Genomic DNA, 8,720 nt, shown 5'->3' with positions numbered 1-8,720 from the left:
TATTATAAACAGAAGGTTCAAGATGGTAAAAACAAAATGAGTGTCCTGAATGCTGTTAGAAACAAAATAATCCACAGAATCTTTGCCGTCATAAAAAACCAAACCATTTATAAAAATGATTWGGTTTTGTCATAGAAATCGAGATGACGGAACAATGTTTGTTGAACTTGTTTCAGAACTTACTCATATTTTAATGCATCAACCGCATTTGCCTTTGCAACCTTGACGGTTTGAAAGCTTACTGTAAGTATGGCAATAAATACAGACAAAAATAAAGCAATTAAAAACGGCCAGGCAGTCATGGCAACTTTATAGTCATATTTCTGCAGCCACCTTACCGCAATAATATAAGCAGCTGGAATAGCAATCATATTTGATAGAATAACCAGTTTTATAAAATCCTTGTTCAATAGAACAAGAATACTTTTCAAATCGGCACCAAGAACCTTTCTGATACTGATTTCTTTACTTCTCTGCTCCGCAATATATAAAGCAAGCCCCAGCAAGCCTAAACAAGAGATAAAAATAGCAAAACAACCAAACAGATTAGAAAGCACACTGAGCAATCGCTCTGTTTTTAGCTTCTGCTGCATACCCTGATTAACGAACTGGAGATCTGCGGGATAAGAAGGATTGAGTCGAAGGCTAATGTCTTTGATAGACTGAACTGATTTGCTTAGCGATTGATCCGGATTAAGACGAAGCAGCAATACTTTGCTTTGAGCAATGTTGCAATAAAATACGGTAGGTTTTGACTTTGCACCCAGCTGTTCGTTTGTATAATCTTTAACAACACCAATTACATTTAGCGATTGATCGCCCCAGGTAATTTTAGAGCCCACCGGATTTTTAAGCCCCATCGTTCTCACGGCACTTTCATTTAGCAGTAATGATGTTGCTGTATCAGCAACAAATTTAGGTGAGAAATCCCTTCCCATCACCATAGTCGTACCTATCGTTTTTACAAAATCGAAACCTGTACTTCGATAATCTATTATAGAATTATCATTTGCCGCCTTACCTGGCCAGCTAATATCTCCGGTTATGGTGCCTCCCTGAGTAAATGAACTTGCAAATTCTGTTGCCGAAACAATCGCGCCAGCATTTTTTAGCTCCGCTTTAAAGATCTCCAGCTTCTGCAGCTTTAACCACTCGCCTTCCAGATCCAGTTGCACCAGGTTATTCTCGTTAAACCCTAACGGCTTATTTTTCATGAATTGGATTTGGGAATAGATCACAATAGCACAAACGATCATACAAATTGAGATGGTAAACTGCACCACAACAAGTATTTTGCGCATCGGCAATGAGGACTTACCTATTCCGGTAAAGCCTTTTAATACCTTTACAGGTGTAAAAGATGACAAATAAAACGCGGGATAGCTTCCTGCAAGCACACCTGTGAATAAGATTAGCGAGAGTAGTGTTACCCATGTGTAGGGTGACTTGTAATTGATTTGGATAGAGATATCCAGCAGATTATTAAAATAGGGCAGCACACCCTCTAGCAGTACAAATGCAATCAAAATACCAATTAATGAAAGCACAAGTGACTCCATTACGAACTGACCAATCAGCGTTTTTCTGGAAGCACCAAGTGCCTTGCGCACTCCTACTTCTCTTGCACGTTTTTCTGATCGTGCAGTTGAAAGGTTCATATAATTAATGCAGGCAATTAGCAGAACACAGAACGCCAGAAAAATGAACAGCCTTACCTGATCAATCCTTCCTCCAGCTGACTTACCATTTTCAAAATGATCATAAAGATGGTATTTGCCAAAGGGAAAAAGAAAAGCCTGGAGAGTAGTCTCCTTATCATTTTTCTTAATCAACTGTCTTACTCCAGCATCTGTAACCTCGAAGCTAGCTTTGTCTTTTAACTTGAATAAAGTAAAGCAGGTAATGCTTCCCCAACCATTGTCCTTCTCTCCGGGATGTTCCTGCTCAAAAAATGACCAGGGTTGCAGTGCTTCGAATTGATGGGTCATGTTCTTTGGCAGATCTTCTACTACCGCAGAGACCTTCAGGATCTTACTATTATCCCACTTTACGCTGCTGCCTAAAACGTTCACACTTCCAAATAGCCTCTTAGCCGCTGAGGCAGTAAGTAAAACCGAATTGGGTTCGCTTAAAGCTGTTTCGGGGTTTCCCTGAATAAACTTGTAATCAAATATCTTCAAAAAGCCAGGGTCAACATTTAGGGTAGTCAACTTAAAATTGTTATTGGCAGTACCAAATAATTTCGTTGACTCGCCCATAGCTATCCTACTGGCAGTTTCTACCGAGGGCAAGCTTACCAAAGCAGCACCTGCAAGCTTATTTGGGGTTGCGTCTGTTGTTAAAAGTTTCCCATTTACATTTAGGGTAAGTTTAGCAGCATATATACGGTCTATATCCTTAAATTGTTTATCATAACTCCATTCGTAACCCACATACATCAGGAGCATTAAACAACAGGTCATACCAATGGCTAACCCTCCAATGTTGATCAGAGAAAAACCTTTATTTTTCCAAAGGTTTCTTAAAGCTATTCTAAAGTTGATTAAAAACATATCCGGGGTTTTTCATCTCTTACGCCAAAGATATGCCATTCTCAGAAACAACTCCATACACCTAAATATCGGCCATTTATATTTATGCCGGCGATTTATTGTTCATTTCCGTACAATCTATGTACATAAATGTACAGTTAGGTTTTAAATAAGAAAAGCGGCTCAGGAAGCCAAAGCCCTCGCCGCTTAACTAACTAACCTAATAAATTATGGGGTTACTGTTATCTCTTTTACTGTGGTATAATTGTACTTTTTGAAATTATCATTTACCCTTACGCCTACCCTCACATAGTAAGTAGTGGCATATTTCATTGCTGCATTTGTGGTGATGGCAACTTCGGTATTTTCATTTGGGATAACGGTTACCAGACCATTTGCAGGATCGAAATTATTGTTGCCTACATACTTTGTAGTTGACACGAACAACCTGTAATCAGCAACGGTAGGTTTGGTTTGTCCGGCTGGCGCCTCATTTCTGCTAAACTTAAATTTAGCAGAGATCTTTTTGTCGGCGGTAACTACCAGATCACCCACCCATTCTACAACTACATACGGCACTACATGAAAATCGTGGGTTGTTGTACCCTTGACATCAATTTCCTCTGCTGTTACCGGATAAAAGGGACCCTCAATTGGGCTAATGCGATATTTGCCGGCAAATAACTTGTTGTTTATATAACTACCATCTTGTTTAATATTTAAAAACATGGGGGTTGGTGTACTGCTCCAGCTCAGTTCTTCCATTCTGATTCTGGTGTTCCCCTGGCCTTGTTCAGCCTGTAAACCCTGTCCTTTATCGTCAAGGATTGTTCCTTGCAATACTGCCGAAGGGGCCTCATAATCGTCAATTTTACAGGAATGCAATGCTGCCACTCCTGCAAAAAACAATAACATAAATAATATCTTTTTCATACCTGATTTCTGTAATGGTTAATACTGTTCGTTTTGTTTTAGCTTAGGATTTGCTGCAATCTCAGCACCCGGAATAGCTTCATAGTAATATTTAGTAGCCACGGTAAATCTTGAATTGCGCTCTTCCAGTCTGGCATCAAAAATATACTTGCCCTTTACATAATCTGGCGCTTCAGGAACCGATCCTTTAGCAAACAGGAAGGGATTAAGCTTTCTCCAGATTCTCGAATTAACTTCCAGATCGGCAGTTCTCCATCTCAGCATGTCCCACCAAAGCTTATGCTCAAAAGCAAGTTCCTTTCTGCGCTCTATCCTTACAAGCTGCAATCCTCTTGTTGGCGCCAGTACATATGACCCAACACCGGTTCCCGGTGCAAGTGCCGCACCTGCAGAAAGCTCGCCCTGATCTGTTAACAATACCGCTCCTGCCCGCTCACGAATGGCATTGATTTGTACAAAAGCATCATTTTGAAGGTCAACACCGTCTAAGTTATTTACACCATGCTGTGCAAGTTCTAACGCTGCTTCGGCACGGTTTAGCAATACTTCTGCATATCTGATTTCAATCCACGACTGAGTAGACTCATGGAGTTTGGTAAGCGCCGCTGAAACATTTGGATTTAGATATTTGCGTCCATGAAAACCGGTAACGGTGGCATTGTTTGAAGAAGTTGGGCCATCCAGGCCAGTAGGGTTAATTGACTGCCCAGTAGACAATACAATTGGCACCTGACTATTCCATGTTCCTGCCTGTTTTACGTTTGGATTATAAAATGGATTGGAAGAATAAGCTGCTGTTGAACCCTCTGGCACCAACTTTTGTATAGGGGTGGCCGGATCTATACTTTCGATAAATGTTCCGCGACGAAGATCGGTACGCAGTCCTTTAAAAGCCTGGCCCGGCAATAAAACTGTGCCTCTTAACCTTGGCTCGCAATTTTCAAAAAGCTGTTCTACATAATCATATACGATATAGGTTCCATCAGGCTTAGTGGTCTGTATCTCGCCACGTGAATTCTTTGGCAATCCATCAAAAAGCTCTACATAATCCAAAGTAGGATTAAAACGATCGCCATAAGTTGAAGTCATGTGTGGCGGCGAATAAACTGCATCGAAACTATGTACATTTTCTACAAAGGAATAACCTTTTGAGAAGATCGTTTCGGGACTCTCCGTGTCCAGAAAAAGTGCAGCATAATTATTTGCAGAAGCAATTTTATCTGTGGGCGACCATGTTTTTTTATAAAGAGAATACTTACCTTCAATCATTTTTGCAGCCTGAAAGCTTAATTTAAAATAATCATTGGCCTTTGCCGCCGGAATGCCATTAAGCATTATGCCATCAACAACATATTGAGTACCATATCTGGCCTTTGAACCGGCAAAAAGCGCAACGCGCGATTTAAATGCCGCAGCAATATTCTTATTTACACGTCCCTTTTGCTCACTTGCCTCATTCATGTTTGTAATGGCATAATCAAGATCTGCCAGTATAAAATCATAAACTTCCTGTTCACTGCTTCTTGGAATCTGCAATTCTTCTACGTTGGCATTTAAAGCCTGAACCTGACTTGTAATAGGTACTCCTCCGTAACGCTTTACCAAAGCAAAATATGTAAAAGCACGAATAAAACGTGCTTCAGCTATCCATTTATCAACCTTTGGCTGTGTTAGTGACGCGGCATAAGCAGGTAAATTTTCGATCAGATAGTTGGAATAGCGAATAACCTGGTAACCGCTTTTCCAGTACCCTCTGGCAGGATTTACAAAACCTCCGTTGTTTCGATTGGCATTTTCTCCGGTATTTAACATGGGTAAGGCGATTTGATTCCAGGTATTAAACCCTTCTGTGCCATCGCCGGCACTGTATTTAAAATCCTCAATAGGCATGCGGCTATAGAGAGCGGCCATATAGGCCTGCATTCCCGCATCTGTGAACAGATCCTTATCCTGTACAATATTTACAGGGGCAATGTCCAGTTTATTACAAGCGCATACTGCTCCAAAAAGAAGCATAAATGCTATATATTTTAATTGTTTCATAATCATTTGTCTGGATCCTTATTAAAAGCTAATGCTTGTTCCGAAATTAATTGTACGGCTGATTGGATAGATGTACCCATAAAGTTCTGAAGGGCGCTCGGGGTCTAATCCTTTAATCTTCGTAATGGTTAGCAGGTTGTATCCGTTGGCATATACGCGTAATCCTTGTATCCCTATTTTTGTAAGTATTTTTTTAGGAAGTGAATAACCAAGCTCAGCGCTCTTTAAACGCATATAAGCACCATTTTGAATCGCCCTGCGCGAATTGTCGTTAATAACCGTTCCCGTATAAGCGTAGTATCCTTGTACCCATTTATTGGCGGGATCATAAGGATCTGCTTTGGGATCAACAGGATGCCATCTGTCCATAAACATATCCAGCGCATTTCCATCGAAGGCCAATGGCTCTCTAAAGGCTTCAGGATAGGAAACATAAGACATCGCGCCGCCCTGGAAAAGCAGGTTCAGATCAAAACCCTTGTAATCGAAACCAAGGTTAAGCCCAAAATTTAGCAATGGATAGTTATGCCGGGCATCGTTTCCATCAGCACTGGTACTGTTTGGATTAATRGCAGTAGCAACTGGATAACGGTCCAGATCATCAAAAGTCCCGTCGCCGTTCCAATCCTCGTAAATGTAATCGCCAGGAAGTGTACCTCTACCGGTAAACTGGTTATAATTGGCAATCTGCTCAAATGATTGAAACTGTCCTACATACCCAAAGCCAAACCATACATCATTATAGCGGTTGAGTTTGTTGTTTCTCCAGTTTTCCTGTGAATTTCCTGCACGTCCAAGTTCTTCATAAATAATTTTAGTACGTGTTAACGATACATTTCCGCTGATGTTATAGCCCAGCTCTCCGAACCTATTTCTGTGACTTAATGCAAGTTCAAGCCCGCGCGTTTCATCACTATTCAGGTTTTCCTGTGGCATATTTGCACCAAATGAACCGGGTACAGTTACCAAACGGTTGCCTAAAAGTCCATCCCTGCGGCGTTTAAATGCATCAAATGTAATCCCAAGTTTGCCTTTCCACAATTCAGCATCTAACCCGATATTGGTTGTTTTAACCTCTACCCATGTGAGGTCTGGATTTGGTACTGCTCTAAAGCCAACTGAGTTAACAAAACCGCCATCAAACATATAACCCCCACCAAGTGCTTCTCTGTTTCCATTAAACGGATAATCGTAGCCCGAAAGGAACTGATACCTTACGTTTCCATCATCGCCCATAATACCATATGACGCCCTGATTTTCAGGTTATCGATAAATGACAGTGATGAATTATTTTTCATGAAAGATTCTTCAGATATGCGCCATCCAACAGAAGCACCCGGAAAGAACCCAAATTGTTTCTTATCAGAAAACCTCGAAGAACCATCATAACGAAAGCTAAACTCGGCAAGGTATTTCCCTGAAAAATCATAGTTCAATCTGCCTATTACAGCTCTGGTTGCTGTTTCAGATACACCGTCAATATTGGTATTTGCCACCTGGCCTAGTGCTTTTCCGGCAAATAGGTATTCAACAGGCAAGGCAAGATCACGCTGTGCAAAAAAATTATCGGCACTCGAAGTACCTTCTTCGTAGAGTACTAAGGCGTTTATGTTATGTTTCTTTATACTTTTTACATAATTCAACGAGAGTTGCAATAATGAGTTAGGTGTTGTGCTATACCTTCTAAGCAACTGATCGGGACCATTCTTATTATAGGCGGTATAAGAATCGCTTGCTGCATTATAATCATATACGTTATAACCTTTTCTATAATCCTTAAAATTGTTATTTCTGGCATCGTACGAGAACAATCCCCTTGCGGTTAATCCATCAAGATATGGCACCTGATAGTCTAATGAAAACTGGCTCTGTAACCAGCTGTTCTGGTCTTTTTGGTAACCCGATAAATCACTATCTGAATTTGCTCCGGGATGTTCGAAAACTGGCTTATACAGATAATCAGGATTATTATTTGCATAATAGGTTTCGTTTGGCTGTGCTCTCCATAATTGCGAAAACAGCTGCCAGGAAGGAACTTTAGGATTCATTTTATTCTCTAAAATACCGTTAAGTTTTAAAGAGGCTTTTAAACGATTAGAGATCTGGGCGTTTAAGTTAGAGCGCAGATTATACCTGTCATATTTTAAGGAATTGCTTTTCCAGATTCCTTCTTGCCTGGCATAACCAAGGTTAATGAAATAATCTATCTTAGTATCACCTGAACTGCCACTGGCACTAAGGTTTTGCTGGAACTGAGGTGCAAAATCACGCATTGTCATGTCATACCAGTTGGTACCTGTTTTTGTTCCATTACGATAAGGGGCAAAATCTTCATCGTTATACGTTAGTACAGGTCCATCAACTCTATGCATGGTCTTCTCGTTCATTAGCGTGAAACGGTCAATTACACCTACAGGCTCAGGCAATCCGATTGGTGTTTGCTGACCATAATAAGCAGCATAAGTAATTTCCGGCTTGCCAGATTTCCCTTTTTTGGTGGTTACGAGTACAACCCCATTAGCAGCTCTTACTCCATACACCGCAGCAGCTGCATCTTTTAGAACTGAAATACTCTCGATCTCATTAGGATCAAGACGAGTAATATTATCGCGCGGTACCCCATCAATAACAATTAACGGATTACCAAAGCCCCGGATATCAAATTGATTGGTAAAAACACCAGGCTCTGATGTTCTTTGTACAACACGAAGCCCGGGAACTTTACCGGTTAGCATGTTCTGTACGTTCTGTGTTTTGGTTGTTGAGATCTCGGCATTGGAAACAGAGGCAATGGATCCGGTAAGGGTGGCTTTTTTCTGTGTACCATACCCTACAACAACCACTTCTCCAAGGCTGTTACCGCTGTCAGAAAGTATAATATTTAATGGCCCGCCGCTTGTAACCTGCACTTCTTTAGGTTGAAAACCAACAAAGGAAATTAACAGAGAAGAACCTGTGGGAACAGAGATAGAAAACTCTCCGTTATTGTCGGCTGAAGTTCCTCCTGAACTTCCCTTCACTTTTATCGCGGCACCAATTAAAGGCCCGCCGGCGGCATCCGTAACCTTACCTTTTACGGTAATGTTCTGCGCATATGTATAGGTTGTAATACAACATGCGAGTAAGAAAAATAGTAGTCTTTTCATACTTAGTTTTGGTTTAATATTTGGTTTATTTAAACACTAAGTAATTTAATAGCCTTAAAAAAGGCT

Annotated in this window: 4 protein-coding genes; all 4 read right to left on the bottom strand. The window is 40.7% G+C overall.

What is annotated here, in order from left to right; translation table 11 throughout:
- Positions 1–179: 179 nt before the first annotated feature.
- Positions 180–2,552, bottom strand: coding sequence for an ABC transporter permease (locus tag AC1DG9_RS05070; RefSeq protein WP_172661639.1), 2,373 nt, complete (start codon positions 2,550–2,552; stop codon positions 180–182).
- A gap of 207 nt (positions 2,553–2,759) precedes the next feature.
- Positions 2,760–3,464, bottom strand: coding sequence for a DUF3823 domain-containing protein (locus AC1DG9_RS05065; protein ID WP_337717343.1), 705 nt, complete (start codon positions 3,462–3,464; stop codon positions 2,760–2,762).
- An 18-nt stretch (positions 3,465–3,482) separates the two neighbouring features.
- Positions 3,483–5,507, bottom strand: coding sequence for a RagB/SusD family nutrient uptake outer membrane protein (locus tag AC1DG9_RS05060; RefSeq protein WP_172661641.1), 2,025 nt, complete (start codon positions 5,505–5,507; stop codon positions 3,483–3,485).
- Positions 5,508–5,528: 21 nt separating this feature from the next.
- Complete coding sequence (locus AC1DG9_RS05055; RefSeq protein WP_172661642.1) at positions 5,529–8,654, bottom strand: SusC/RagA family TonB-linked outer membrane protein; 3,126 nt, start codon at positions 8,652–8,654, stop codon at positions 5,529–5,531.
- Positions 8,655–8,720 lie beyond the last annotated feature (66 nt).

The organism is Pedobacter sp. 05L430 (genome assembly GCF_056397585.1).
This window is presented reverse-complemented; position numbering and strand designations above follow the sequence as displayed.

Bases quoted from the DNA above. Each gene is read 5' to 3' on its own strand.
- AC1DG9_RS05070 (WP_172661639.1), bottom strand. From the start codon at position 2,552: ATGTTTTTAATCAACTTTAGAATAGCTTTAAGAAACCTTTGGAAAAAT.
- AC1DG9_RS05065 (WP_337717343.1), bottom strand. From the start codon at position 3,464: ATGAAAAAGATATTATTTATGTTATTGTTTTTTGCAGGAGTGGCAGCA.
- AC1DG9_RS05060 (WP_172661641.1), bottom strand. From the start codon at position 5,507: ATGAAACAATTAAAATATATAGCATTTATGCTTCTTTTTGGAGCAGTA.